The following is a 26,280-nucleotide window of genomic DNA, read 5'->3' as shown; positions in this document are numbered from 1 at the left end:
CCCCGCAAGACACGGAAGGATCCATGTCCAACCTGATCAATCTCGAACAGGTCCACAAGAGCTTCGGGATCAAGCCGCTGCTGGACAATGTCTCGCTCGGCGTGCACGCGGGCGAACGGATCGGAGTCGTCGGCCTCAACGGCGGCGGCAAGACCACCCTGCTCGAGGTGCTCACCGGTATCGAGGAACCGGACAGCGGCCGGGTCAGCCGGCTCGGCGGCCTGCGCATGGCGGTGGTGACCCAGCGCGGCGTGCTGCCCCCGGGAGCGACGGTCGGTTCGGTGGTGCTGGCAGGGCTGGCCGACGACGCCATGACCGACGAGGTCGCCGAACACGAGTGGGCCGCCGACCCGCGCATCCGCTCGGTGATGGAAGGCATCGGCATCGCCGATCTCGGCTTGGACACCTCGGTGGACAATCTCTCCGGCGGCGAGCGCCGGCGGGTCGCGCTCGCCGCCGCGCTGGTGCGCGAACTCGACCTGCTGGTACTCGACGAGCCGACCAACCACTTGGACGTGGAGGGCGTGCAGTGGCTGGCCGCACATCTGCTCGGCCGCCGCAGCGCGCTCGTCGTGGTGACCCACGACCGCTGGTTCCTCGACACCGTCGCCACCAACACCTGGGAAGTGGTCGGCGGCAAGGTCGAGAGCTACGAGGGCGGCTACGGCGATTGGATCTTCGCCCGCGCCGAGCGCGCCCGTCAGGCGGACGCGTCCGAAGCCCGGCGGCGCAATCTGGCCCGCAAGGAATTGGCTTGGCTGCGGCGTGGCCCGCAGGCGCGCACCTCCAAGCCGCGCTATCGGGTCGAGGCCGCCGAGGCGCTGATCGCCGATGTGCCGCCGCCGCGCGACAGCGTCTCGCTGGCGGCTTTCGCGCGCAAACGCCTCGGCCGCGTCGTCGTCGAACTGGAAGACGCCACGCTCACCACCCCGGACGGCAGGGAGCTGGTGCGGGACCTGACCTGGCGGCTGGCGCCCGGCGAGCGCGTCGGCCTGGTCGGCGTCAACGGCTCGGGCAAGACGACGTTGCTGCGCGCTCTGGCCGGAGACACCGGCGCGATCTGGGCCGGTGGCAAGCGCGTCCAGGGCCAGACCGTCCAGATCGGCTGGCTGCGCCAGGAACTCGACGACCTGCCGACCGGCCTGCGGGTGCTGGAGGCGGTGCAGCAGGTCGCACAGCGAATCATGCTGGGCGACAAGGAGGTCTCCGCCGGTCAGCTGGCCGAGCGGCTCGGCTTCACCCCCGCCCGCCAGCGCACCCCGGTCGGCGACCTGTCCGGCGGCGAACGGCGGCGCCTGCAACTGACCCGCATCCTCATGTCCGAGCCGAACGTGCTGCTGCTCGACGAGCCCACCAACGACCTGGACATCGACACCTTGCAACAGCTGGAGGACCTGCTCGACAACTGGGCGGGCACGCTGGTCGTGATCAGCCACGACCGGTATCTCATCGAGCGGATCTGCGACTCGACCTGGGCGCTGTTCGGCGACGGCAAGCTCACGAACCTGCCCGGCGGCATCGAGGAGTACCTCACCAGGCGCGCGACCCTCACGGCGAGCCGGAGCCGCGCCGCCGCGCCGGAGGCCAAGCCCGCCGACGCACCGGCCACCGACTCCGCCACCTACCGCGCGGCCCGCAAGGAACTCACCCGGCTGGAACGCGCCATCGACAAGCTCTCCGAACGCGAGCAGCGCTTGCACTCGGCGCTCGCCGACGCGGCCACCGAGCCGGACAAGCTGGTCACCTTGGGCGCGGAACTCAAGCAGGTGCTCGCGGAGAAGGAGACGGCCGAGGAGCGCTGGCTGGAACTGGCCGACGGCGTGTGATTTCGCGGCACCCTTGCGGACTCATACCCATAGGGGGTATCTTTCGGAGGTGGTCGAGGTACCCCCCGGCCGTATGAGAATTTGGATGTGAAGGAGTCGGACATGCCCACCACCACCTACACCGTCACGGGGATGACCTGCGGGCACTGCGTCAGCTCCGTCAAGACCGAGATCGGCAAGATCGACGGCGTGACCGGCGTGGATGTGGATCTCGACAGCGGCGCCGTCCGCGTCGACAGCACCGCGCCGATCGCCGACGCCGACATCGTCGCCGCGGTGGACGAAGCGGGCTACGAAGTCGCCGTCTGATCCGGACCGTTCGCGTGGCTCCTCGCTCCGGCCGATGCCGGTACGGGGAGCCACTGCCTTGTGCGCAGTGCTAGGCCTGGGCCGCCAGGCGGACGAAGGCGGCGGTGTCCAGGGTTTCGCCGCGGGCGGTGGGGGCGATGCCCGCGGCGAGCAGGCGGCGTTCGGCTTCGGCGGGCGAGCCCGCCCAGCCTGCGAGCGCGGCGCGGAGGGTCTTGCGGCGCTGCGCGAACGCGGCGTCGACGACCGCGAAGACGCGGCGGCGATGCTCGGCGTCCATCGGCCACGGGGGCTGGGCGTAGCGGTCGATCCGAACCAGCCCCGACTCGACTCGCGGAACCGGCCAGAACACCTGGGTGCCCACCGCCCCCGCACGCCGGACCGTCCCGAAGAAGCCCGCTTTCACACTGGGCACGCCGTAGGTGCGACTGCCGGGATCGGCGGCGAGCCGATCGGCCACTTCCGCCTGCACCATCACCAAAGCGACTGCGATGCCGGGCAATTCGGCGAGCAGGTGCAGCAGCACGGGCACCGCCACGTTGTACGGGAGATTGGCCACCAGCGCGGTCGGCGCCGCGGGCAGATCGGCGGCGCCGACGCGCAGCGCGTCCGCCTCGACCACCGACAACCGCGCCGCCAGATCCGGCGCCCGGTCCGCGACCGTCATCGGAAGGTGGCGCGCCAGCACGGGATCGATCTCCACCGCGACCACCGAGTCCACCACGTCCAGCAGCGCGAGGGTCAGCGAACCGAGACCGGGCCCGACCTCCAGCACCACGTCACCGCGCCCTACCCCGGCGGCCGCGACGATCCGCCGCACCGTGTTCGCGTCGTGCACGAAGTTCTGCCCGAGTTGCTTGGTCGGCCGCACCCCCAGCCGCTCGGCGAGCACCCGCACTTCGGCGGGCCCGAGCAGCGCCGCACTTCCACGAGCGGAGATTTCAGGTTCGGACACCTCGAGAATCTATCAACCGCGCCGCGCCGCCCCCGGCGTCCGGTGCGGCGTCAGCTGATGCCGAGCCGGCCGGTGCAGGCGGGCCACGCGCCCCAGCCCTGCCGCTGGCGGGTGATCTCGGCGATCGCGATCTGCTCTTCCCTGGTGGCCATGTCGGCGCGGGGTGCGTACCGCAGCCCGCCCTGCCGCTCCCAGGTGCCCTGGTCGAACTGCACGCCGCCGTAGTAGCCGTTGCCGGTGTTGATCGACCAGTTCCCGGTCGACTCGCAGCGGGCCAGCGCGTCCCAGATCGCGCCGTCGCGCACCGGCGGCACCTCGGTGCCCGGCTTGGCGCCCTTGCGGACGGTCTTCGGCTGCGCCGCCACGGTCACCGTGGAACCGACCGCCTGACGGTCCACTTCCTGGCCGTTGACCATGGTGACCGCGAACGTGACGTCCTGGACGCCGGGAGCGCCGGGGGACTCGACCACCGTGCGGCTCATGTTCATGGCCGGGTCCTCGATGACGTTCTCCGGCGGGTCCAGCGGCAGCGTCTCGGTGTGCTGTTCGACCCGCTTGCGCGTCACGGTGACGCGCAAGCCGTTCGTCACCGGAGTGGAGGCGGCCGGTTCGACGGAATCCTGCTCGATCAGCGGGATGCCCGCCACCTCGAGGAATTTGCCGACGGTGGGGGCGGCGGCGCGCACGTCCACCGGGTTACCGATGCCGTCGACCAGCGAGACCACGCGCGGGGTCGCGATCATGAGCGTGGCGCCCTGCAACGGGAGCCGCTCGTCGCGGGCCGGCGAGACGTACACCTCTTTCGAGATCTTCAGCTGCTCGAGCGCCTCCCCCGCGGTCACGCCGGTGGTCCAGACCCGCTGCGTCATCCCGTCGACGGACAGATCCACCTCGCGGGCGCGGTTGAGCGTGATGGTCGCGCCGTCGCCGATGTGCGCGGCCAGGGCCGGCGCCACCTTGTCCCGATCGGTCACGGCAAAGCCCGCGGCCTTCAGCACACCGCGCACGTCGCGCGACATCGTGGTCTGGAAGAGCTTCTCGCCGTCCACGACGACGGTCACCGTCTTGCGATTCACGATCGCGAGGCCGGCGCCGATGATCAGCGTCAGCAGCAGCGCGCCGACCGCGATGTGCAGCAGGGGCGAACGCGACTGGTTGATCCGCGTGAAGGGGGACATGGTCACAGCACGATAACGAGGGGCGCGGGCGCGGACAACAGCAAGCTCAGGAACAGCGCCTTTTCAATATCACGATCAAATATCGACCCCGCAGGTAAATCACGAAACGGAACATCGAAAGTGACATAGGACACATTTCGCATACACCGATGCATTCCGGGCATCCGTGGGCGCCCACGGGTATGCGGGCGCGGCGCTCAGAGCCGGTAGACGCGCCGCGCGTTGTCCGTGGTGATCTTCGCCAGTTCCAGCGGATCCTGGCCGCGCACTTCGGCCAGCGCCCGCACGGTGTACGGCAGGCAATACGGCTCGTTCGGCGCTCCGCGGAACGGATGCGGGGTCAGATACGGCGCGTCCGTCTCGACCAGGATCTGGTCGTCGGGCACCACCTTGGCCGCTTCCCGCAATTCGTGCGCGTTCTTGAAGCTCACCGTCCCGGAGAAGCTGAGGATGTAGCCCTCGGCCACGCAGGACAGCGCCATGTTCGTGTCCGAGGAGAAGCAGTGGAAGATCACCCGGTCCGGCGGGCCCTCGTCCAGCAGCACGGTCAGCAGGTCGTGATCGGCCTCGCGGTTGTGGATCATGAGCGGCTTGCGGACCCGCTTGGCCAGATCGATATGCCAGCGGAAACCGTCGATCTGCGTCTCGATGTCGGCGCAGCCGTCCAGTTTGCCCGGCCAGTAGTAATCGAGGCCGGTCTCGCCGACGGCGACCACCCGCGGGTCGTCGGCCAGGCGCTCCAGCTCGGCCTTGGCGTCGTCGTCGAGTGCGTTCGCCCTGGTCGGATGCAGCGCGACGGCGGCGTACACGCGATCGTCCCAGTGCGCGGCCCGCACCGCCCACTGCGCGGCGGCCAGGTCGTCGGCGACGGTGACCACTCGGCCGACGCCGACCGAGGCGGCGCGGTCGACGATCGCGGCGGTGGACGCCGCGTCGGTCGCTCCGCAGGCGTCCAGGTGGGTGTGCGCATCCACGATCGGCGCCAGCGGCTCGGGCAGCTCCGGCGCGGGACGTGCTGCGCTCATCGGCGGCCACCGCGCGGCGCGGACGCGGGGACCCGCGCGTCGGCGCAGGGCATATTCACGCGAGCGAAAGAATGCACGCGCATTACAGTAGACACACCATGAGCGAAGCTGACCGCCCCGCCTTCTACATCACCACGGCCATCGCCTACCCGAACGGCGCGCCGCACATCGGGCACGCGTACGAGTACATCTCGGCCGACGCCATCGCCCGCTTCAAGCGCCTCGACGGTTACGACGTGTTCTTCATGACCGGCACCGACGAGCACGGCCAGAAGATGCAGCAGGCAGCGGCCACCGAGGGCCTCCCGGTGGAAGAGCTCGCGGCGCGCAACTCCGACGTCTTCGAGGCGATGGACAAGACGCTCGACATCTCCTTCGACCGGTTCATCCGCACCACCGACGACGATCACCAGGTGGCAAGCGCGGCCATCTGGGAACGGATGCTGGCCAACGGCGACATCTACCTGGGCAACTACTCGGGCTGGTACTCGGTGCGCGACGAGGCGTTCTACACCGACGAGGAGACCACGGTGCTGGAGGACGGCACCCGCATCTCGACCGAGTCCAAGACGCCGGTCACCTGGACCGAGGAGTCGAACTACTTCTTCCGGCTGTCGGCCTACCAGGACAAGCTGCTGGCGCTCTACGAGGAGCACCCGGAATTCATCGCGCCCGCCACCCGGCGCAACGAGATCGTCAGCTACGTCAAGGCGGGTCTGAAGGACCTCTCGATCTCGCGCACCACCTTCGACTGGGGTGTGCCGGTGCCCGGCCACCCCGACCACGTCATGTACGTGTGGGTGGACGCGCTGACGAATTACATCACCGGCGTCGGATTCCCCGACACCTCCTCCGCCGCCTTCGGCAAGTTCTGGCCCGCCGATGTGCACATCATCGGCAAGGACATCACGCGGTTCCACACGGTGTACTGGCCCGCGTTCCTGATGTCGGCCGGTATCGAGCTGCCCAAACGCGTGTTCGTGCACGGGTTCCTGTACAACAAGGGCGAGAAGATGTCCAAGTCGGTCGGCAACGTGGTCGATCCGCTGGAACTGGTCGAGAACTACGGCTTGGACGCGGTGCGCTTCTTCCTGCTGCGCGAGATCTCCTACGGCCAGGACGGCAGCTACAGCCACGAGGCCATCGTGGGCCGGATCAACAGCGACCTCGCCAACGAGTTCGGCAATCTGGTGCAGCGCAGCACCAAGCTGGTCGCACGGGACTGCGGCGGCGTGGTGCCGACCCCCGGCGAGTTCACCGATGACGACCGCGCGCTGCTGGATCTGGCGGGCGGACTGCTGGAGCGCTGCCGGGCCGAGTTCGACGCGCAGCAGATGCATCTCGCGCTGGAGGCGATCTGGCTGACCCTGGGCGAGACCAACCGGTACTTCTCCGCGCAGGCGCCGTGGGCGCTGGCGAAGTCCGGTACGCCGGAGGATCTCGCCCGCGAGGCCACCGTGTTGTACGTGACGCTGGAAGTGCTGCGCATCGTCGCGATCCTGGTGCAGCCGGTACTGCCGGGGTCGGCGAGCCGCATCCTCGACCAACTGGGGCAACAGAGCCGGACGTTCGCCGATATCGCGACCCCGATCGAGCCCGGACTGACGCTGCCCGCGCCGGAACCGGTGTTCCCCAAGTACGTCGAGCCGAAGGACTGATCGCTGCGGCCCAGCGTCGCGGCGGGCCGGAACGATAAGGCGCACAACACTTTCGCCGTGTTGCGCGGCACCATGCCCACGGGTGGATCCACCTGCCTTCCCACCGTGGAATGCGTTGTCGGATAATGAAACACCGGTTCGCGGCCTGGCGACACCCCGGACCGTGTGCGATCGGTACGACGACGTTCCGTTCGGGATCGGTTCCGGCACAGAGAGGGCACACATGGGCCAGCAGCACGCGACGGCATCCGTTCACCGGTCCGGTTTCGCCGAGCGGCATCGGGCGGCACGCGAAGCCGTGCTCACGTCGCAACGCGGCAGGCTGGTCGAGGCGATGGTGGAATCCGTGGACAGCAAGGGCTACCCGGCCACCACGCTCACCGACATCGTTGCCAGAGCCAGGGTTTCGCGCACCACCTTCTACGACCACTTCGCCAACAAAGAGGAGTGTTTCGCCGAGGCGGTGCACACCGGGGTCGACATCATGGCGACCCGGATCGCGGACGAACTCGCCCAGTTGCCGCCGGACGCCGACGCCTACGCGAAGATCGAATCCATCGTGGTCACCTTCTGCCGGACCGTCGCCACCGAGCCGGATTTCGCCCGGCTGGTGCTGGTGGAGTCGTTCAAGGTGAACCAGGACGCCGTGGGCTACCGCGACCTGGCCGTCGACCGGTTCGCCCAGTTGTATCGGGTGTTCTACGACCAAGCGCGCGCGGCGGACCCGGCGCTGCCGGAACTCTCCGACGGGCTGATCGCCCTGATCCCGGACGCGATCGGCGAACGGACACGGCGGGTGATCGTCTCCGACGGACCCGCGCGGGTGCCGGATCTGGCGCCGCTGTTCGTCGAGTTCGTCATGACCGCCCTGGGGCTGGCGGTCCCCTCCTGATCACCGCGACCGCCGTGCGGGCCTTTCACAGTGCGCGGCCGGTACCCCACTCGTCGTCCGGTGGGGTACCGGCCGCGGGTCTCACTTCCAGCGGCCGAGCAAGGTCTCGATCTCCTTGGTCAGCACGGCCTGCAAGAACGGGCCGAAGGTGATCCGTGCGACGCCCTGATCGGCGAGGGCGGCCTTGTCGGCCTGGTCCGGCGCGACGGTGGCGCTGATCGGCAGCGGCAGTTCACCGGTCAGACGGCGCATGTCGGCCTCGGCGTGGCGGCCCACCGGGAACAGCACGTCCGCGCCCGCCTCGGCGGCCAGCTTCAGGCGCTCGATGGCGCGGTCGACGCGATCGGAAGCCTCGCCGTCCTGACGCAGGAACAGATCGGTGCGCGCGTTGATCACCAGGTGCACACCCGCCGCGTCGGCGGCCTCGCGCAGGCCGTGCACGAGGTCGGCGTGTTCCTTCGCCGCGCGCAGCCGCTTGCCCTCGCTGTGCACCGTGTCCTCGATGTTGAGCCCGATCGCACCCGCTTCCAGCAGCCCGTCGATCAGCCGGGCGGGCTCCTGCCCGTATCCCGACTCGATGTCGACCGACACCGGAACGTCCACCGCCGCCGTGATCTGCCGTACCCGGGTCATCGACTCGTCGAACGTCATCTTCTCCCCGTCCTCGCGGCCGATCGAGTCGGCCAGCGGGTGACTGCCGACCGTCAGGGCCGGAAAGCCCGCCGCCACGGCGACTTTCGCGGACCAGGCATCCCACACCGTGGGGAAGACTCCGGGGTCCCCGGGCACGTGCAAGCCGAGGAACGTCGTGGCCTTGCTCTCCAGAGAAGTCATACCGATGATCATGCCCGCCGCACCACCTCGGGTCGACTACCCGCGGCGGAGCGAAACCTCACAGGGACGCGGTCGGCCTACGAGGTGCGGCGCGCGGCGAGAACCGCGTCGTAGAGTTCGCGACGGGAAACGGCATGGACGGCGGCGACCTCCGCGCAGGCATCCTTGAGCCGCGCGCCCGCGGCGGTCAGCGATTCGACGGCGTCGACCAGGTCCGCGGGGTCGGCGGCGGAAGGCTGAGCGCCCGCGAGCACCACCGTGATCTCGCCGCGCGCGCCCTCGACGGCCCACCGGGCGAGTTCGGCCAGGGTGCCGCGCACCACTTCCTCGTAGGTCTTGGTCAGCTCCCGGCAGACGGCGGCGCGGCGGTCCGGACCGAGGACCTCGACCGCGTCGGCAAGGCAGTCGGCGAGCCGGTGCGGCGCCTCGAAGAAGACGCAGGCACGTGATTCGGCGGCCAGCGTGCGCAACCATTCCCGGCGCTGGCCGGATTTACGCGGCGGGAATCCGTCGAAGCAGAATCGTTCCACCGGCAGGGCCGACAGCGCGAGCGCCGTGGTCACCGCCGAGGGGCCGGGCAGGCAGGTCACCGGCAGGTCGCGCTCGACGCACGCCGCCACCATGCGGTAGCCGGGATCGCTCACCGACGGCATGCCCGCGTCGGTGACCAGCAGCACCGTGCGGCCGTCGGCGATCTCGTCGAGCAGCATCGGGATCCGCGCGGTCTCGACGTGGTCGTAGAAACTCACCACCCGGCCGGAGATCTCGACGCCCAGCGCCTTGGCCAGCGACCTGGTGCGCCGGGTGTCCTCGGCGGCCACCACGTCGGCGGTCGCCAGTCCCTCGCGCAGGCGCTGCGAGGCATCCCCGATGTCGCCCATCGGTGTCGCCGCGAGCACCAGCCTGCCCGTCGTCACTGTCGCTGTGCCGCCTCTCCGAGTAGTCGGGCCGTCCGAGTCGGGTGTCGAAGGATTCGCGAGTTACCCGTGTGCTGACGAAATCGGTTCGTAGCGTATTCCGGTCTCGGCGAAACCACCCAACGCGTACGGCCTGAATACTCGCAGCGGCGGCACAGCATACGATCGGGGCGTGACCCAGGTGACCGACCAGCGCGCGACCGCACGGTTCGGAACCGTGCCCTCCTGGTCGAGCCCGGGCCCGCTGCGGCCGCCGCCCGACTTCGGGCCCGACGACCGCCTGCGCGGCTGGCTGGTGACGGCGTTCCTCACCGCGATCGCGGCGGTGACGCGCTTCACGATGCTGAACTACCCGACCGACGCGGGCACCCCGGTGTTCGACGAGAAGCACTACGCCCCGCAGGCCTGGCAGATGCTCACCGGCGGCTGGGTGGAGGACAACCCCGGCTACGGGCTGGTGGTGCATCCTCCGGTCGGCAAGCAGTTCATCGCGCTGGGCGAGGCGATGTTCGGCTACAACGGCTGGGGCTGGCGCTTCACCGCCGCGCTGGCCGGAACCGTGCTGGTGCTGCTGGTGATCAGGATCGTGCGCCGGATGGCGCGCTCCACCCTGATCGGCGCGATCGCGGGCATCCTGCTGATCGCCGACGGGCTCACCTTCGTGTCCTCGCGCATCGGCATGCTCGACATCTTCATGGGGTTGTTCGTCACCGCCGCCTTCGGTTGCCTGATCGTCGACCGCGACGAGGTCCGCGCCCGATTCGCCCGCGCGGACGCCGACGGCCGGATCGGCGTGACGGACTGGGGGCCGCGCCTCGGGGTGCGCTGGTGGCGCTTCGGCGCGGGCGTGCTGCTCGGCCTGGCCTGCGGAACCAAATGGTCCGGCGTCTATTTCATCGCCGCCTTCGGCCTGCTGAGCGTCTACTACGATCTCGCGGCGCGGCGCGACTACGGCGTGCGCCGTCCCTGGCTCGGCGTCGCGCTGCGCGATATCGGGCCCGCGCTCTACGCGCTGGTGCTCGTACCCCTGGGCGTCTATCTGGCCGGCTATTGGGCCTGGTTCGCGAGCGAGACGGGCGTGTACCGGTACATGCCGGGCAATCCGTCCGCGCCGACCGACCCGATCGGCACCGGCGGATTCTGGTCGCATGTGGTGCCGGGCGCGCTTCGTTCGCTCTGGTACTTCAACGCCAGGTCGCTGGAATTCCACACCGAGCTGACCAATTCGGCGGGCAACCATCACCCGTGGGAATCCAAACCATGGACCTGGCCCATGGGGCTGCGCCCGATGCTGTACTACTACGCCGACAGCGGCGTCAGCGGTTGCGGCCAGACCCAGTGCGTGAAGGCCGTGATGCTGATCGGGACGCCCGCCATCTGGTGGGTGGCGGGCCCGGTGCTGGCCTGGATGCTGTGGCGCGCCGTAACCCGTCGCGACTGGCGGTACGGCGCCGTGCTGGTCGGCTACGGCGCCGCGCTGCTGCCCTGGTTCGCCACGCTCGACCGGCAGATGTACTACTTCTACGCCGTCCCGATGGCCCCGTTCCTGGTGATGGGTGTGGCACTGGCACTCGGCGACGTGCTCGGCCCGGCGCACCCGAGCATCATTCCGCGCAGCCCCGCCGGGACCTACCTACCCGCCCCGCCGAACGAACGGCGCAGCCTGGGACTGCTCGCGGTGTGTCTCTACCAGGGCCTGGTGATCGCCAACTTCATCTGGCTCTGGCCGATTCTCACCGCCCTCCCGATCACCCCGGGCAACTGGCACGACCATCTCTGGCTGCCCAGCTGGAGGTGAGGGTTACCCCTCCAAGGCCGCCTGCACGTAGTGCAGGGCGGTGGCGTCGTCCAATCCCAATCTGCGCACCGTCGCGACATAGGCGGTGGCCGCGCGGCCCGCGACGTCGCGGGTGGGGTCGCCGGACGACGCGATGAACGAGCCCTGCCTGCCCCGCGTTTCGACCACGCCGTCGGCCTCCAGCTCACGGTAGGCACGCGCCACCGTGTTGGGGGCGAGGCCGAGTTGGGCGGCCAGGGCGCGGACGGTCGGGATCTTGGTTCCGGCCGTCAGCTCGCCGGAGCGCACCTGGGCGATGACGGCGAGGCGTAGCTGCTCGTAGGGCGGCACAGCGGATTCGTGGGAGACCGTGACGGTGAACATGCCCGCGCTCACAGGTCGTCTCGGGACAGCGGGCACGACAGGCAGCGGGGTCCGCCGCGGCCGGAGCCCAACTCGGAGCCGGGGATGCGCAGCACCTCGATGCCCGCGTCCTCCAGCCTGGCGTTGGTCATCTCGTTGCGCTCGTAGGCGACCACCACGCCGGGAGCGAGGGCGAGGGTGTTGTTGCCGTCGTCCCACTGCTCGCGTTCGGCGGTGACGCCGTCCAGCCCCGTGTCGATCACCCGCAGCTTGCCGATGCCCATGGCCTCGGCGGCCGCGGGCAGGAACGGATCCGGGCCGCTGATCCCGACCCGGCCGCTGCCGGACCGTCCGCCGTAATCGTCCTCCTTGCGAATCGTGAAGGCGCACAGCGACTCCCGCACCGCCGGATACATCACGACGGCGTCCGCGTCGACCATGGTGCACACCGTGTCCAGGTGCATGGTCGCGCGGGTCTGCACGATCGGCACCACGAGCACGGTGTGCGCGAGGTCGTCGTCGAACAAGCTGCGCGCCAACGCTTCCGCACCCGCGGGCGAGGTGCGCTCCCCGACGCCCACCGCGACCACCCCCTCCGACAGCAGCAGCACGTCGCCCCCTTCGATCGGAGCGGTGTGCGATTCGTAGGCGCGGCGCACCCCGAGAAACCGGGGATGGAAGGCGTAGATGAGGTCGGTCAGCGAGGTTTCCCTGCCGCGGGCGGGCAGCGCGAGCGAGGTGATCGCGACACGCGGACCGACCCAGAACGAGGAGTCCCTGGTGAACAGCAGATTGGGCAGCGGATCGATGACGAAGTCGCCGCCGTGGTGCATGCGGCGCACCAGCGAGGTGGCATCGGGCCCGAAGGGCAACTCGTCGAAGGTCATTCCCGCCACCAGGATCTCGGCCAATTCCGTGGCGGGCACACCGCGCAGGAAGGCGGCCAGCTCGTCGGCCAGCGTATGCCCGAGCCTGCGCGCGTCGACCGCGGCGGCGATGCCCTGGATGCGGGCGGCGCCGCTGACCTCGATGGTTTCGGCGAGCAGGTCCGACAGCAGCAGCACCTCGGTGCCGCGTCCGCGCAGGACCTCGGCGAAGGCGTCGTGCTCCTGCTGCGCGCGCTCCACCCAGGGGATGCCGTCGAACAGCAGCTGATCGTTGTTGCGTGGGGTAAGCCTGCGCAACTCGTTGCCCGGCCGGTGCAGCAGCACCGTACGCAGCGTGCCGACCTCGGATGTCACGGCCAGGCGCGCACCCTCCCGCGCGGATACAGCATCTGCTCCCATGATCAGACCGTAGTGCGCCGAGGCCCGGAGAGCACGGAATTCCCGGCTTCGGATGCCGATCACCCGCGATCACCGAATCCGGTCCCGGCACCTCCGTACCTCAAGTATTGTTGAGGTGATTGGGAGGAGCGTGCATGTCGACAGCAGCCGATTGGCGGGCGAAGGAGCTGACCCCCGGGCAGCTCTCCGAGCGTAGTGGAGTCGCGGTCTCCGCGTTGCACTTCTACGAACGCGAGGGGCTCATCACGAGTAGACGTACCAGCGGCAATCAGCGCAGATATGCCCGCGAGACCTTGCGCCGCGTGGCGTTCATCCGCATCTCCCAGCGCGTCGGCATACCACTGAGCGAGATCCGTGCCGCACTCGATCAGCTGCCCGAGGGCCGCACCCCCACCCGGCGCGACTGGGAGGCCCTTTCCACCGTCTGGCGTGCCGATCTCGACGACCGGATCACTCAGTTGATCCGCCTGCGCGACAGCCTCACCGGTTGCATCGGCTGCGGCTGCCTGTCGCTGGGCAGCTGCCGCCTGGTCAACGAGCACGACCGGCTCGGCGCCGAGGGTCCGGGCGCCCGCGTGCTCGACGTGCAGCTCAACTGCCCGTCGAAGCCAGCAGCCTGCTGAAACGCGCACTGGTGCGGCGCATCACGAACTCGTAGGGGAACGCGAATTTGCGTGCCCACCAGTATCCGAAACGGATGTCGAACGAGCTGTAGACGAGGAACCGGTTGCGTTCGATCCCGCGCAGGATCGCCGCGGCCACCCGTTCCGGCGGCACCGCGTGCTCGGCGAAAGCCGCGGTGAGCCGCTTGATCTTCGGGTCCTCCTTGTTCACCCCGGCCAGCTCGACGCTCTGCACCAGCGGCGTGTTCACCGCACCCGGCGCCACCAAGTGCACCGTGATGCCGTGTTGCGCCAGATCGAAACGCAGCACCTCCGACACGCCGCGAATACCGTATTTGCCCGCGCTGTAGGCCGCGTGCCATGGCAGCGCGAGCAGCCCCGCCGCCGAGGACACGTTGACCAGCGCACCGCCCTTGCCCGCGCGCACCATGGGCGGCACGAAGGTCTCGATGACGTGGATCGGGCCCATCAGGTTGACCTCCACCATGCGCCGCCAGTGCTTGTGCTCCAGATTCTCCACGGTCCCCCACACCGAGGTGCCCGCGATGTTCATGACGACGTCCAGACTGCCGAGTTCGGCGTGCACCCGGTCGGCGAAGGCACGCACCGCGTCGTAGTCGGTGATGTCCAGCGCTTCCGCCAGGGCGACGCGACCGCCCGCGGCGCGGATGTCGGTCACCGTGGCGTCCAAGCCCTCGGCATTGATGTCGGTGAGCACCAGCTCGGCGCCGTCCGCGGCGGCGGCCAGCGCGGTGGCCCGGCCGATGCCGCTCGCCGCACCCGTGACCAAAGCCTTCGCATCGCGCACCGTAGTTCGCCCCGCTCGCCCACGCCCTCTACCCAGCACCCGCGCATCCCATCTCGAATCGCCGAATCGGTTCCCCGCAGGGTAGTCCAGTGGGCTGTCGCCGACCGGAACGCCGCTATCGCCCCAGGACCGCGAGCATGCCCGCGACGGCTCGCGGCCAAGTGAACTGCTCGGCGCGGCTGCGGGCGGCGCGGCGGCGACCGGCCTGCGGCATGGCCAGCACGTCGCTGACCGCCGCCGCGAACGCGGAGGGATGGTCGGCGGCCACCGCGCCGCAGTCGGCGGTCACGATGTCGGCCAAGGCGGAGGATCGGCTGGCCACCACGGGTGTGCCAGCCGCGAGCGCTTCCAGCGCCGCGAGGCCGAAGGTCTCGTGCGGGCCTGGCGCCAGCGAGACGTCCGCGGTGGCGAGCAGCTTGGCGACCATCGCGCGCTCGGAGATGAAGCCGGTGAAGTGCACGGCGGGCACCCCGCCCGGCAGCGGGGCCAGCGCGCGGGCCCGCCGTTGCAGCGCGTCCCGGCGCGGACCGTCCCCGGCGACGACCAACCGCGCCTCGACACCCGCCTCCCGCAACGCGCCGATCGCCTCGATGCTGCGATCCACCCGCTTCTCGACGGACAACCGGCCGCAGTGCACCAGCAGCGGATGACCCGGCACGCCGAGGTCGGCGCGCAGCCTGCGATCGCGCCGGTGCGGATTGAACAGCTCGAGGTCCACCCCGAGCGGGACCAGCTCCACATTCGCCGCGCCGATGCGCAGGAACTCCTCGCGGGCGAACTCGGTGGTGCACACGACCATGTCGTAGTCGGTGGCGGTGTGCCGGTTGGCCACGTCGGCGCAGCGCCGCGCCAGCGGACCGGGCAGCACCTGACCGAGCAGCCGGTCGAGCCGCTCGTGCGAGATCATCACGCCGGTCACGTCGCGCCGCCGCGCCCAGCGGCCGAAGCCGCGCAGGGTCAGCCGGTCGGACACCTCGAGCACGTCGGGCCGCAACCCGTCCAGCACATCGGCCACCCGGCGTGGATCGGCCGCACGGTAGCCACCGGTCCACGGAATGGCCAACGCGGGCAGCGTGATCCGCGCGACCCCGGTGGCCAGGATCTCCTCCGACCGGCGCGGACCCGGCACGATCAGTACCACGTCGTGTCCGGCGGCGACGTATCCCTCTCCCAGGTGGTGCAGCGCCGTGCGCAGCCCACCCGAACGCGGGCCGTAGAAGTTCGCAAGCTGAACTATGCGCACGCGGCCGATCGTGCAGCGCATCGGGGCACCCGTGCCCAACGGTGCGTGAACGGGCGTGGAAGACCCGGATAACCGGCGGCTGCGGCCGTGATCTCAGTGCGCGGGCAACCCGCGCCCGGCCCGGGGCAGATCCAGATCGAGCGGGATGCGGCCCGCGGTGAGGTGCGTTTCGACCTGCTCGGCGGGCATCGGCTTGGCGATCAGGAAGCCCTGCGCGCGGTAGCAGCCGAGACCGACCAGGGTGCGCGCGGCGACCGCCGTCTCGACGCCCTCGCCGACGACACCGAGCCCGAACGAGCCGGCCAGGCCGATGATGGATTTCACGATGGCCAGATCGTCGGTGCTGGCGCCGAGCCGCTGCACGAACCCCCGATCGATCTTCACCGCGTCCACCGGCAGCGCCTTCAGATGCGACAGCGAGCTGTAACCGGTGCCGAAGTCGTCGATGGCGATCTGCACACCCATCCGCTTCAGGCCGCGCAGCGTGACCTGGGTCCGGGCCAGGTCCTGCACCACGACGTGCTCGGTGATCTCCAGGCACACCGAGCTGCCATCGATGCCGAACAGGCGAAGGATGTCCTCGATGCGCTCGACGAAGTCGAGGCTGACCAGCTGCACCGGTGACACGTTGATCCGCATCACCACGTTGCCCGCCAGGCCGCGCCTGCGCCATTCGGCGAACTGCGCACACGCCGAACGGATCACCCAGCGCCCCAGCTCGCCGGCCAGGTTGGTGGCCTCGGCGACGGTGACGAACGCGGCGGGCGGCAGCAGCCCCCTGGTCGGGTGCAGCCAGCGGACCAGCGCCTCCAATGCCACGATGCGGCCCGTGCGCAGATCCACCTCGGGCTGATAGTGCAGCAGCAGCGAGCCGTCCGACACCGCGCCGCGCAGGTTGAGCTCCACGTCGTCCTGGAGTTCGAATTGCGCGCGCATGGTGTCGGTGAACACCGCGACGCCGTTGCCGCCGCCCGATTTCGCCGACAACAAGGCGTGATCGGCGCGGCGCAACACGTCGGCGACGGTGGTCTCACCGGGGAAGCCGAGCGCTACGCCGACACTCGCGCCCCGGCTGACCGACTCGCCGCCGACGGTGACGCGCCTGGCGATCAACTGCTGGATGCGGTTCGCCTCGTATTCGGCGGCCACCGCGTCCATGGGCTTTGCGGGCACGATGACGAATTCGTCGCCGCCCAGTCGGGCGATCATGTCGTTCGGGTCCAGGTTCTCCCGCAATCGCGTCGACAACGTGCGGATGAAGTTGTCCCCGGCGGTGTGGCCGAGGAAATCGTTGAGGGCTTTCAAGCGGTCCAGATCGAGGAAGAAGGCGGCCACCGGGCCGGGACTGCCGGAGCGTAATCGCTCCTCCATGTGCTCGAGCAGCGCACGCCGATTCGCCAGGCCGGTCAGGTCGTCGTGCAGCGCGATATATCGGAGACGTTCCTCCGCGACCACCCGCGCCTGTAGCTGCGCGAACAGCGCCGCGATGGCTTTCAGCACGTTGAGTTCACGAGTGCTCCACTCGCGATCGCCGGACTTGACGAAGCCGAGCACGCCGGTCGGCTCGCCCCGCGACAGCAGCGGCACGGCGGCCGAGGTCACCCCCGCGATGCCGGACCCGCGGCGGACGGTCTCCTGGTAATCGGCGAACTCCGGGGTCGGGCGCGCGACCATCGGCTCGGTCGCGTTCTCCAGCGCACGGAACACGGGATCGGCCCCGTCGAAGTAGATCACGCCGAGCGGGTCGGGATCGGGAATGTTCTGCCGGTGCGGCCATTCCGCGACGAGCACGGTTGCCCGGCGTTCGCGGTCGGTGTGTCGCACGTAGCTGAAATCCACGTCGAAGTACTCGACCAGTTGAGCGAGCACGCGTTCGGTGGCGGCGACCATGGTCGTGGCGTCCACACCCATGAGCTCAGAGGCGACCTGGGTCACCAACGAGTCGAGTGTCCGCCGTGGCACATTGTCTCCGATCGCGCTAACTACTGGTGTCCACACCGAGCACCGGACGCCGCCTGCTGCGTACGGTGGCGGCGGAGGCGTAGCTCAGGCGAAGCACCAACGCCATGGTCTCATGCTCAGGCACTTCCAGCAGGTCCAGGAAACGGCCCTGAAGTGACGCTAGTGTATCCGCGAAGTCGGGGGAAATCGCAGCAAGTTCGCCATGGCGTCGGGCGTAGAGGTATACGGGGGAAATCGGTTGCACACCCAATCCGAGGCGCTCGGCCTGCACCCAAACCCGCGCGACCGCCGCTCCGGCCGCCGCGTAGTCGGTCAATCGCGGGTCGATCCCGTCGAATGTCACCGCCAGAATGGCGGAGCTGGAGCGCACCCGGTCACCGGTGTATTTGCCCAGCGCCGAACCGCCCGCCCAGGACCGCAACTGCGCCATGACGTCGGCGCGGGTGGTGATCTCGAATGCCGCCCGCTCGTCCTCGGTCAGCTCCAGGCTGCGCGCGTCGATTCCGGTCTCGGGGTCGTCGTCGGAGGCCCAGCGGACCTCGGCGAGCATTTCCTCGTATAAGCGCGGCGTGAGATAGCGGATTCGATCGGAATCGCCCAGCAAACGTGCAGCTTCTTCGATGTCCTGCCGATCCACGACCGCGCGCACGTGCGCCCCGGCCGATTCGGCGACCGCTGTTAGCGTGTCGAGTACGCCGTCGGCAGGCCCGGCACCGGTGCCGATCCTTCGGTTGGTCTCGCGGCGCAGCACAGCGGGATAGTCGGCGGCCAGCTCGGCACTGCGGCCGTTCCCCAGTCGCAGGCGGGCGAGGAGACGACCGGAACCCGGCGGGCCCTCGACGAACTCGTGCGGCCCGAGAATCCCGTGCGCGGCGGCGGCGACCCGCGCGTTGTACACGGCCGCGCCGAGCGCGACGGCGCTGCCGCGATAGCCGATATCCATCGCCGTGCTGTGCTGCGGCGCCAGTTCGATGGAGATCTCCCCTGCCTCGGCGCGCAGCGACCACGGCTGCATGTTTCCCCCGGACGGCGCCCGTTGGGCGCAGGCCAGGACGCTTTCGACGGGTCCGCCGACGGGCTCCGGCGGCGCCTCGGCCCACACCGGCTCGTCGTTCGGCGGAGGGTCGGCCAGCTCGTCGAGATGCCGCTCCACATCGACCCGGACGCGACCGGAAGCCAGCTTCATCCCCAGTCCGATGCGCCGTACCGCGGCGACCACGCTCGCGGCGCCGAGGGTGACGTCACCGGCCAGCTGCGGCCAGCTGGTCACCGTCTCGCCGACTTCGACCAGGCTCGCACCCAGCCTCGGCGACAGGCCGGCGGCGCCGAGCAGCTTCACCACGAACGGCGCCTTCTCGCGCGAGGTCAGCCCGCGCAGGTCCTGCGCGCGAACCTCACCGAGCAATCCGTGAAACGCCGGACGCTCCGGTTCGAGATCGAAACGCTCGACGTCCAGCAAACCGCGGTCACTGGTTTCCATCAGCACCGGAATACGATGCCGAGCCGCCGCCTCGCGAATCACCAGTTTCATATCGAGAGAATCGCATTCCTCGACCACGATCGCGAGGCCGTCCAAGAATTCGTCCGCCGAATTCTCGTCGACCCCGGCCGCGAAGATCTCCACCGGAAGATAGGGATCCAACTCGGCGATACGGCGGGCGGTCACCACCGCTTTGTTGACGCCGACGTCGAACAGCGTTCCCGCCACCCGGTTGAGATTCGACAATTCGATTTCGTCCAGATCGGCCAAGCGCAGCCCGCCGCAAACGCCCTCGAGTGCGAGCAGTTGCGCGATCGCGTTTCCCGCGCTTTGTCCGATTATCCCGATGGTGCCTTCGGCCAGACGTTCCTGTTCGGCTCCGGTGAGTTTGTTCCGATTGCGATCCAGCCGAATGGAGCGGAAAGTCCGCGGCCCCGGCAATCCGACCACCGCGGCGCGCCACGGATAGTAGATCCAGCGATCCGCTTCGGGCCCCTCCGGGAAATCCGGCGCGGCGACCATCTTGCGACGCTCGGCGCGCAACGACACACGCAGGTCGCGGAACTCGACGTGCGGGTCGTCGCGCAGGCCCGCCAGGGTCCGCCCGTCCGCCGGATCGGCCGGGTCGAGGATCAGCGGCCGGTATTCCGCCTCTCGGTGCCGGTCATCGCCCATGGCCGCGCCGGCCCTCCGTCGCCCGGCCCGCCCCGCACCGCGTGTCCAGCGGACGCACGGGGGGCAAGCCGAGCGCGTCCTGCTCGGCTCGCGTCGCGGACCGCTGGGATTCCTCGGCGAACGCGCCATAGCTTCGCGTGTCCCACCACAGCGGAACGGTTCGGTAGCGCTCGTCCGGATACGGCACCGCCGGGATGCGCTCGGCCGCGACCGCACCGCACGCCTCGTGCCGGGACACAGTGAAGGAGGCCACCGTCGCGAAGCCGTACCGTGCCCCGAGCAGGCGCGCGCCGTGCAGCACGGTGCGCGAGATCGCGGCACCGAGTTCGGCCCGGTGGGCCGCGTCACGGGCGACCCATGCCCCCTTGGCCTCGACCACGCCGTGCGGTATCCGGGCGGCGATCATCCGCCGCAAGTCCTCCGCGCCCGGATGACCGGCCCATTCCACCAGCGCGTGTGCCTGCCCCGTGTCCGTATACGGCCCTTGCATCCGTGTTCCGGCGACCATGTCGCCGTCGGCGTCGAGCGCGGCGAAGAACAGCGACGTCGACGCACCGTCGGCGACGGCGTCGTATTCGAGCGCCTGTTCGACTCCGAATCGCCGGTAAACGTCGCGCGCCCCGTTCAGATACCGGCGCCAGAGTTCCGGCTGATCACTCGGTTCGGAGACAAAGAACGCACACTCGGATTGCGCGTCGTAATACCGTTGCACTCCCCGTCCACGGGAGTTCCTCGGCACGACTGCAATCAGATCCACAGTCATGTTGTTCCACTCCATCGCCGCGCTGCCCTGCGCGATAGTCCAGCCCGATGCAGCCCCCCACGGCCCCGAGCCGAGACGAAGTTGCCCAGGGCAGTATCCGTCATCGGACAGGAATTGACCAGCCGTCCGGCTAATCTTCCGAAAACTCTCCGGTACATGCAATATTTTTGCAGGTCAAACCCGGCGCAATCGCAATCGGAAATAGCGGGGAGACCAGTCGGTTCGGGAATAGTTACTATTCGGCAAGCTAAACGAGGATGGAAATGAACAACTCGACCGATTCCGGCCCGTGCCAGATCTCGATCTCCTCGCGGTAAGCCCGGGTGATCTCGGCGGACGCCGTCGCGTCATCTACCTGCGCCCAAACGTCCTCGACGGGATCGTGATAGTCGCCATTCGGCGCAAAACGGGCATAAACGCCTTTGGGTACCCGCACCAAGACGTCCCCCACCGGAACAGCGTCCGGGGACGGGTACTCGAAGCAGACCACCGCGTTGTAGTTCCCGGCCGGATCCGGCACGTAGACCGTGTACATCGGATGGTCGTCGCCGGCCCGGTCGCGCAGCCGGTCCTTGAGGAAATCGATCAGGTCGCTGTTGCTGACCTTGAAGCTCGGGCGCACCCGCGGCACCACCAGCCCGCCGTAGATCGCCTCGGCGCGCACCACGATCGCATAGCTCATCGCGCGTCGACCGCCAGGTACAGATCGATCTTGTAGGCGTGCGGGTAGCACTCGAAATCGCCGGTGTAGGTCCGTTTGATCTGGTTGTGCTCCTCGGCATAGGCGATCTGCGTCCACAGGTCGGTCATCACCTGCGGGAAGTTGCCGACCGAGGAGAACCGGGCGTAGGCACCGCCCGGCAGCCGAGCAACCAGGTGCCCGCGGGTGACCTGGTCGAACGACGCGCACTGATAGCCGACGATCTGCGTGTTGTAAGTGCCCAGCTCGCCGGTGTAATCGGTGTAGGCGCTGGCCAGCGGGCCGCCGAGTTCCTGGTGCAACACCGCGGCCCAGGCGGCCTCCAGATCACGGTCACGCAGTTCCCCGAGCGCACGTTTGGGGCTGCGCACCGGCAGCCCGGCAACCCACGTCTCGTCCCGCTCGACGATTTCAAACTGCATGGAAAGACTCTTTCGGAGAAAGCCGGAGGTGAACCACCGCGTCCGGTCGGTCGGAATCGCCATGCTACCAACCCGGACCGGGTGGTACCGATCACACATCGCCCCCGGCGACCGCGCGATCACCCCGCTGAACTGGACAGATGTCCGAAGCGGTACGGTCCGGACGGAGGCGATCGGCGGCCGACGGCACCGGCGGGTCGCGCTGATGCATAGTGGGCATGATCGTCCGGTTCGCCCCTCGGGCACCCCCGAACGGAGTTCTGATGAACGAGACGCCGATCTCCGACCGGCACCGCCGCGCCGCGCCCGGGCACGCCCGCGAGCCGCGCGAGCCCGCCGCCGACCCGAACAACCGGTACTGACATGTGCCGGACCATCGCCGAACTCGACGCGACGATCGCCGACTGCTTCGCCTGCCCACGTCTGGTGGCCTGGCGAGAACTCGTCGCGAAACAGAAGCGCGCCGCCTTCCGCGACCAGACCTATTGGGGCCGCCCGGTCCCCGGCTTCGGTCCGGCGGACGCGCGGATGCTGATCGTCGGACTCGCGCCCGCCGCGCACGGCGGCAACCGGACCGGACGGATGTTCACCGGCGACCGTAGCGGCGATGTGCTCTACGCGGCGCTGCACGCGGTCGGCCTCGCCAACCAGCCGACCGCGATCAGCCTTGACGACGGCCTGCGACTGGACGGCGTGCGGATCACCGCCCCGGTGCATTGCGCGCCACCGGACAACAAGCCGACGCCCGAGGAACGGGATCGCTGCGGCCACTGGCTGGATACCGAGTTGCGGTTGCTGACGCCCACCGTCCGGTCGGTGGTGGTACTGGGCGCGTTCGGCTGGCAAGCCTTGCTCCCGGTACTGGTACGGGCGGGCTGGGTGGTGCCCCGCCCGCGCCCGCGCTTCGGCCACGGCGCGCACGTGGAACTGGCCGCGACCGACGCCGAGCGGAACCCGCTGCACCTGTTCGGCTGCTATCACGTCAGTCAGCAGAACACCTTCACCGGACGACTCACTCCGGCCATGCTCGAGGCGGTACTCGCCGACGCGGCCGAAACCGCCGGGCTCGAGGTACGGCGAAGCCACGCACCGCGCGGGTGATCGCTCCCGCATCGCCGCTGTCGCGCGATTCAGACGTGATCGACCAGGGCCGGGTGTCCCGCTTCATGGGCGCAGTGCGCGCAGCAGAAGTACTCTCCCCGCGCCTCCACCCCATGGCCGAGGATGCGGCAGGAACAGTGCGTGCACGTGGGCGCCATGGCGTTGATCGCGCATTCGAAGCTGTCGAAGGTGGCGGACTCGCCGTCGCGGGTGATGGTGAACGTCTTGTCGTACTCGTTTCCGCAGGTATCGCAGGTGGCCATCTGGTCTCACCGGTCCTCTCGCGTCGAATGGACTAGCGCGTCGCAGTTCGCGGTACCCAGCGCCGTCGTCGCAAAACGAATCGGGAAACCTCAGGTCAGGCGCAGCGCTTGGACCGGGCAACTGTCCACGACGAGTTCGAGCAGCTCCCGTTCGGTCGGCGCGACCGTGTCCGCGGGCACGACGATTCCGTCCGCGCCGACCCGGAACAGGTCCGGCGCCAGCGCTTCGCACATGCCATGGCCCGCGCACACGAGGCGGTCGGCGACGATCCTCATCGGCCGATCCGCTCTAACCGGAGGGGCAGGCCGTCGGCGGGCACCGGACCGGTCCCCGCGACCAGCGGTAGCTCGTAGCCGTCCGGCACGCTCCAGCGATACCGCAACAACATCTGGTGCACCACGGCCTTGACCGTCATGCCGCCGAAGTAGAGGCCGATGCACTTGTGCGCCCCACCGCCGAAGGGCGCCCACGCGAAGCGGTGCGATCTGTCCTCACGGCGGTGGTCGGCGAAACGTTCCGGATCGAATGTGTCGGCGTCGTGCCAGTACTCCTCGTTGCGCATGAGCCCGTACGTCCCGCACAGGATGAACGTCCCCTTCGGCAGGTAGTAGCCGAGGATGTCGGTGTCGGCGATGGTTTCGCGGACCTGCTGGGCCACCGGCGAATAGACCCGCAGCGCCTCCTTGAACGCGAGGTCGAGCGAGGGCAGGCGGTCGAGATCGTCGTAGTCCAGCGCGGGCTTGCCCAGCGCGACGGATTCCGCGCGCAGCCGCTCCTGCCATTCCGGATGCCTGCCCAGCTCGTAGACGAGCATGGACGCCGCGATGGTGCTGGTGTCGTGAGCGGCCATCATCACGAAGATCATGTGCTCGACCACCTCGTCGTCGGTGAAGGTCTCACCCTCCGCGGTGCTCGCCCGGCACAGCACGCTGAACAGATCGTTGCCGTCGCCCGCGCGCTTGGCGGGCAGCTCGCGGCGGAAGTGCTCCTCCAGCACCCGCCGCCCGCGCACGCCGCGGGCCCACACCCCACCCGGCACGTTCGCCCGGATCAGCGCTGCCCCACCGCGCACCGCGTCCTCGAAGGCGCGCTCCAGCCGTGCGGCGTCCGCGCTGGGTTCCGCGCCCGCGAAGACCTCGGTGGCCTGCTGGAGCAGCAGCTTCTTGATCGCGAGGTAGACGCGGAAGTCGTCGGCCGGCTCCCACTGCGCGATGCCGCGGGTGATCCGCGGCGTGGTCATGTCGAGGTAGCCGGTCAACCGCGGCCGTGTGAAAGCCTGCTGCATGACGCGCCGGTGGAAGAGGTGGTCGTCGAAATCGCGCAGCAGCAAGCCGCCGCGGAAGAACGGGCCGATCAGCCACTCCCAGCCGCGTTGCGCCGACAGCACCTTGTTCCGGTCCAGCATCACCGCCTCGTACCCCTCCGGGCTGCCGAAGGTGACCATTCGCCTGCCGAGCATGCCGAACCACTGCACCGGACCGAAGCGATCGAAGCGGGTGCGCGCGAATCCGATCGGATCGGCCAAGGCGTGCACGGTGTACCCGATACCGGGAAGCCCGAAGTCGCCGAGCACCGGTTTCAGTCCGCTACCCTGCGGCGGATCGGCCAGCGGCCGCACCGGTGCCGGGTAATGCGCGACCGCCCGCGCGGCCGCCCGCTGCGCGTGCCACGCCCAGGTGGTCCGCGCTCGGCGGATCGTGCCGGAGACCTCATCGAACGACTGGGGCACAAGCAGACTCATGGCCGTCTTCCCTTCGCGACACTGCGGTAGTCCGACGATAAAGGAAACATACGTTTCCGTAAACGTTTGTTTCCCAATTTTGACTGTGCCAAGCTTGCGGGGTGACCCGAACCGTCAGCGGCACCTACCGCGGAGCCTCGACGGCCGAGCGCCGTGAGGACCGGCGCAGGCGGTTGCTCGACGCAGCCCTCGACATCATCGGCACCCAGGGACTGTCGGCGTTGACCGTGCGCGGGGTCTGCGAACAGGCCAAAGTCGGCCCGCGCTTCTTCTACGAAGCGTTTCCCGACCGCGACGCGCTCGCCTCCGGCGTGCTGGTGGAGATCCAGCAGGCGGCGCTCGACCGGGCGAAGGCCGCCATCGCCGACACCACGGGCACGCCCGCCGACCGGATCCGCGCCGGGGTCGCGGCCCTCATCGTCGAACTCACCGACGATCCGCGGCGGGCGAAGGTGGCCTTCGCCCAGACCTACGGCGACGAGGCGCTCATGCGCAGCAGGTTCGCGGGCATGCGCCAGGTCGCCGACGTCATCATCGAGCAGACGCGCCTGGTGCTCGAATTGCCCGAAGGGCAGGACACCGCCATCGCCGCGACCTCCCAGCTGATCACCGGCGGCGCGGCCGAACTGGTCATGGTCTGGCTGGACGGCGGACTCGACATCGACCGGGACGGATTGATCGCGCTGCTCGGCGATTTCACCGTGGCGATGCTCGATCGGCTGCCCGCAGTCGCCGCACGACTGTCCGGCCTCACACCAGATTCCTGATCAACGACGACATCAGCGGCTCGCGCAAACCGGGCAGCGCGGCGAAGTCGCCCGCGACGACGCGGTTGGTCGCCAAGGAGACGACCGCGCCGATCACCGCCTCGCCCACCAGCCGCTGATGCGGCCGGGCCGCGCCGAGCGCCGCGGCGAATCCGTCCACCAGAGCGGCCTGGGCCGCCAGCCGCCGCTCCAGCACGGACCTGCCCGCCGCGTACACCTCGACCAGAAAGACCTTCGCGACCTGCGGTTCCTGTGCGAGGGTGGAGAAGTACGCGTCGAGTGCGCGGTCTATCCGCTCCAGCGGCGTTCCATCGGCCGCGAGCGCGCCCGCGATCCGGGTCATCACGATCTCCACGGCCATGTCGTAGGCGGCGAGGAAGCACGCCTCCTTGTTCGCGAAATGCTGATAGAAGGTCATCCGCGACACCTCGGCCCGTTTCAGCACGTCGGCCACCGTCGCTGCCGCGTAGCCCTTGTCCGCGGCCGCCTCGATCATCGCCACCAGCATGCGGGCGCGCTGCGCGGCTACCACGTCTTCCGGCGCGATGCCGTGATTACCGCCGTGCAGTTTCCCGCCCGCCCGCGCTTTCAGCAACGATCCTCGCTCCACGTACCGATGCTAGGCCGGTCACGGTCCCGCGCATACCGCGGCGACGATGCGCGGGAATCGGACCGCGAACGGTCCCGGACGGGGCACAATGGCCGTCCGAGAGT

At 69.4% G+C, this 26,280-nt stretch carries 26 protein-coding genes; 8 read left to right on the top strand and 18 right to left on the bottom strand.

Features of this window, described 5'->3' with window-relative positions; genetic code table 11:
• The first annotated feature begins 23 nt into the window (after positions 1-23).
• Complete coding sequence (locus tag ABZ803_RS11900; RefSeq protein ID WP_357035790.1) at positions 24-1,826, top strand: ABC-F family ATP-binding cassette domain-containing protein; 1,803 nt, start codon at positions 24-26, stop codon at positions 1,824-1,826.
• 102 nt (positions 1,827-1,928) lie between these two features.
• A complete protein-coding gene (locus ABZ803_RS11895) occupies positions 1,929-2,135 on the top strand; it encodes a copper ion binding protein (protein ID WP_357035787.1) in 207 nt (68 codons plus the stop codon).
• A 70-nt stretch (positions 2,136-2,205) separates the two neighbouring features.
• On the opposite strand, the gene rsmA is transcribed toward ABZ803_RS11895, so the two are convergent.
• The 3 genes from rsmA to ABZ803_RS11880 all read right to left on the bottom strand — a co-directional run bounded on the left by rsmA (position 2,206) and on the right by ABZ803_RS11880 (position 5,290).
• A complete protein-coding gene (rsmA, locus tag ABZ803_RS11890) occupies positions 2,206-3,087 on the bottom strand; it encodes a 16S rRNA (adenine(1518)-N(6)/adenine(1519)-N(6))-dimethyltransferase RsmA (RefSeq protein WP_357035784.1) in 882 nt (293 codons plus the stop codon).
• A gap of 50 nt (positions 3,088-3,137) precedes the next feature.
• A complete protein-coding gene (locus ABZ803_RS11885; RefSeq protein ID WP_357035781.1) occupies positions 3,138-4,265 on the bottom strand; it encodes a transglycosylase family protein in 1,128 nt (375 codons plus the stop codon).
• Positions 4,266-4,462: 197 nt separating this feature from the next.
• On the bottom strand, positions 4,463-5,290 hold the full coding sequence (locus ABZ803_RS11880; RefSeq protein WP_357035778.1) for a TatD family hydrolase: 828 nt from the start codon (positions 5,288-5,290) through the stop codon (positions 4,463-4,465).
• Positions 5,291-5,361: 71 nt separating this feature from the next.
• Between ABZ803_RS11880 and metG the strand changes: the two genes are divergently transcribed.
• Both metG and ABZ803_RS11870 read left to right on the top strand, forming a co-directional pair.
• The gene (gene metG / locus ABZ803_RS11875; protein WP_357035775.1) at positions 5,362-6,948 is read left to right on the top strand and encodes a methionine--tRNA ligase; all 1,587 of its coding nucleotides are present in this window, start codon (positions 5,362-5,364) and stop codon (positions 6,946-6,948) included.
• Positions 6,949-7,171: 223 nt separating this feature from the next.
• The gene (locus tag ABZ803_RS11870; RefSeq protein ID WP_062972630.1) at positions 7,172-7,840 is read left to right on the top strand and encodes a TetR/AcrR family transcriptional regulator; all 669 of its coding nucleotides are present in this window, start codon (positions 7,172-7,174) and stop codon (positions 7,838-7,840) included.
• 81 nt (positions 7,841-7,921) lie between these two features.
• On the opposite strand, the gene ABZ803_RS11865 is transcribed toward ABZ803_RS11870, so the two are convergent.
• Positions 7,922-8,674 (bottom strand): isocitrate lyase/phosphoenolpyruvate mutase family protein, encoded by a 753-nt coding sequence (locus ABZ803_RS11865; RefSeq protein ID WP_357035771.1) that lies wholly within the window; start codon positions 8,672-8,674, stop codon positions 7,922-7,924.
• A 77-nt stretch (positions 8,675-8,751) separates the two neighbouring features.
• Positions 8,752-9,591 carry a 16S rRNA (cytidine(1402)-2'-O)-methyltransferase gene (gene rsmI / locus ABZ803_RS11860; protein ID WP_357035768.1) on the bottom strand — a complete coding sequence of 280 codons (840 nt, stop codon included), beginning with the start codon at positions 9,589-9,591 and terminating at the stop codon, positions 8,752-8,754.
• 181 nt (positions 9,592-9,772) lie between these two features.
• Here rsmI and ABZ803_RS11855 point away from each other — a divergent pair, with 181 nt between their 5' ends.
• A complete protein-coding gene (locus tag ABZ803_RS11855) occupies positions 9,773-11,389 on the top strand; it encodes a phospholipid carrier-dependent glycosyltransferase (protein WP_357036332.1) in 1,617 nt (538 codons plus the stop codon).
• 3 nt (positions 11,390-11,392) lie between these two features.
• Here ABZ803_RS11855 and ABZ803_RS11850 read toward each other — a convergent pair whose 3' ends face one another.
• Positions 11,393-11,752, bottom strand: coding sequence for a GntR family transcriptional regulator (locus ABZ803_RS11850; RefSeq protein WP_062972691.1), 360 nt, complete (start codon positions 11,750-11,752; stop codon positions 11,393-11,395).
• Between the two features lie 8 nt (positions 11,753-11,760).
• Positions 11,761-13,017: an arginine deiminase gene (gene arcA, locus ABZ803_RS11845; protein ID WP_040869824.1), complete on the bottom strand. Its 1,257-nt coding sequence runs from the start codon at positions 13,015-13,017 to the stop codon at positions 11,761-11,763.
• 134 nt (positions 13,018-13,151) lie between these two features.
• On the opposite strand from arcA, the gene soxR reads away from it, so the two are divergent.
• Positions 13,152-13,640 carry a redox-sensitive transcriptional activator SoxR gene (soxR, locus tag ABZ803_RS11840; RefSeq protein WP_040869825.1) on the top strand — a complete coding sequence of 163 codons (489 nt, stop codon included), beginning with the start codon at positions 13,152-13,154 and terminating at the stop codon, positions 13,638-13,640.
• On the opposite strand, the gene ABZ803_RS11835 is transcribed toward soxR, so the two are convergent.
• The 7 genes from ABZ803_RS11835 to ABZ803_RS11805 form a co-directional block, all read right to left on the bottom strand.
• On the bottom strand, positions 13,609-14,448 hold the full coding sequence (locus tag ABZ803_RS11835; protein WP_357035764.1) for an SDR family oxidoreductase: 840 nt from the start codon (positions 14,446-14,448) through the stop codon (positions 13,609-13,611). The genes soxR and ABZ803_RS11835 overlap by 32 nt on opposite strands.
• Positions 14,449-14,563: 115 nt before the next feature.
• Positions 14,564-15,691: a glycosyltransferase gene (locus ABZ803_RS11830; protein ID WP_357035761.1), complete on the bottom strand. Its 1,128-nt coding sequence runs from the start codon at positions 15,689-15,691 to the stop codon at positions 14,564-14,566.
• A gap of 93 nt (positions 15,692-15,784) precedes the next feature.
• A complete protein-coding gene (locus ABZ803_RS11825; protein ID WP_357036329.1) occupies positions 15,785-17,602 on the bottom strand; it encodes an EAL domain-containing protein in 1,818 nt (605 codons plus the stop codon).
• A 67-nt stretch (positions 17,603-17,669) separates the two neighbouring features.
• Positions 17,670-19,808 (bottom strand): Rv1355c family protein, encoded by a 2,139-nt coding sequence (locus ABZ803_RS11820; RefSeq protein ID WP_357035758.1) that lies wholly within the window; start codon positions 19,806-19,808, stop codon positions 17,670-17,672.
• Positions 19,798-20,571 carry a hypothetical protein gene (locus ABZ803_RS11815; protein WP_357035755.1) on the bottom strand — a complete coding sequence of 258 codons (774 nt, stop codon included), beginning with the start codon at positions 20,569-20,571 and terminating at the stop codon, positions 19,798-19,800. The genes ABZ803_RS11820 and ABZ803_RS11815 overlap by 11 nt, the downstream gene beginning before the upstream one ends.
• A 247-nt stretch (positions 20,572-20,818) precedes the next feature.
• Entirely contained in the window at positions 20,819-21,253 is a 435-nt protein-coding gene (locus tag ABZ803_RS11810; RefSeq protein WP_062975927.1) for an effector binding domain-containing protein, read from the bottom strand.
• Positions 21,250-21,693 carry a GyrI-like domain-containing protein gene (locus ABZ803_RS11805; RefSeq protein ID WP_357035752.1) on the bottom strand — a complete coding sequence of 148 codons (444 nt, stop codon included), beginning with the start codon at positions 21,691-21,693 and terminating at the stop codon, positions 21,250-21,252. The genes ABZ803_RS11810 and ABZ803_RS11805 overlap by 4 nt, the downstream gene beginning before the upstream one ends.
• 363 nt (positions 21,694-22,056) lie before the next feature.
• Between ABZ803_RS11805 and ABZ803_RS11800 the strand changes: the two genes are divergently transcribed.
• Positions 22,057-22,794: a uracil-DNA glycosylase gene (locus tag ABZ803_RS11800; protein ID WP_357035749.1), complete on the top strand. Its 738-nt coding sequence runs from the start codon at positions 22,057-22,059 to the stop codon at positions 22,792-22,794.
• A 29-nt stretch (positions 22,795-22,823) separates the two neighbouring features.
• On the opposite strand, the gene ABZ803_RS11795 is transcribed toward ABZ803_RS11800, so the two are convergent.
• The 3 genes from ABZ803_RS11795 to ABZ803_RS11785 all read right to left on the bottom strand — a co-directional run bounded on the left by ABZ803_RS11795 (position 22,824) and on the right by ABZ803_RS11785 (position 24,799).
• Complete coding sequence (locus ABZ803_RS11795; protein ID WP_357035746.1) at positions 22,824-23,057, bottom strand: hypothetical protein; 234 nt, start codon at positions 23,055-23,057, stop codon at positions 22,824-22,826.
• A gap of 90 nt (positions 23,058-23,147) precedes the next feature.
• Positions 23,148-23,333 (bottom strand): ferredoxin, encoded by a 186-nt coding sequence (locus tag ABZ803_RS11790; protein WP_357035743.1) that lies wholly within the window; start codon positions 23,331-23,333, stop codon positions 23,148-23,150.
• A complete protein-coding gene (locus tag ABZ803_RS11785; protein WP_357035741.1) occupies positions 23,330-24,799 on the bottom strand; it encodes a cytochrome P450 in 1,470 nt (489 codons plus the stop codon). Before ABZ803_RS11785 ends, ABZ803_RS11790 begins: the two co-directional genes overlap by 4 nt.
• A gap of 101 nt (positions 24,800-24,900) precedes the next feature.
• Here ABZ803_RS11785 and ABZ803_RS11780 point away from each other — a divergent pair, with 101 nt between their 5' ends.
• On the top strand, positions 24,901-25,566 hold the full coding sequence (locus tag ABZ803_RS11780) for a TetR/AcrR family transcriptional regulator (protein WP_357035738.1): 666 nt from the start codon (positions 24,901-24,903) through the stop codon (positions 25,564-25,566).
• Here ABZ803_RS11780 and ABZ803_RS11775 read toward each other — a convergent pair.
• Positions 25,550-26,176: a TetR/AcrR family transcriptional regulator gene (locus ABZ803_RS11775; protein ID WP_357035735.1), complete on the bottom strand. Its 627-nt coding sequence runs from the start codon at positions 26,174-26,176 to the stop codon at positions 25,550-25,552. The genes ABZ803_RS11780 and ABZ803_RS11775 overlap by 17 nt on opposite strands.
• Positions 26,177-26,280: the final 104 nt, after the last annotated feature.

Source organism: Nocardia sp. NPDC047648 (assembly GCF_040642815.1).
In the GTDB taxonomy this organism is placed as follows: Bacteria; Actinomycetota; Actinomycetes; order Mycobacteriales; family Mycobacteriaceae; genus Nocardia; species Nocardia gamkensis.
The sequence above is the reverse complement of the archived record's forward strand: the minus strand, read 5'-3'. Positions and strand labels throughout refer to the sequence as shown.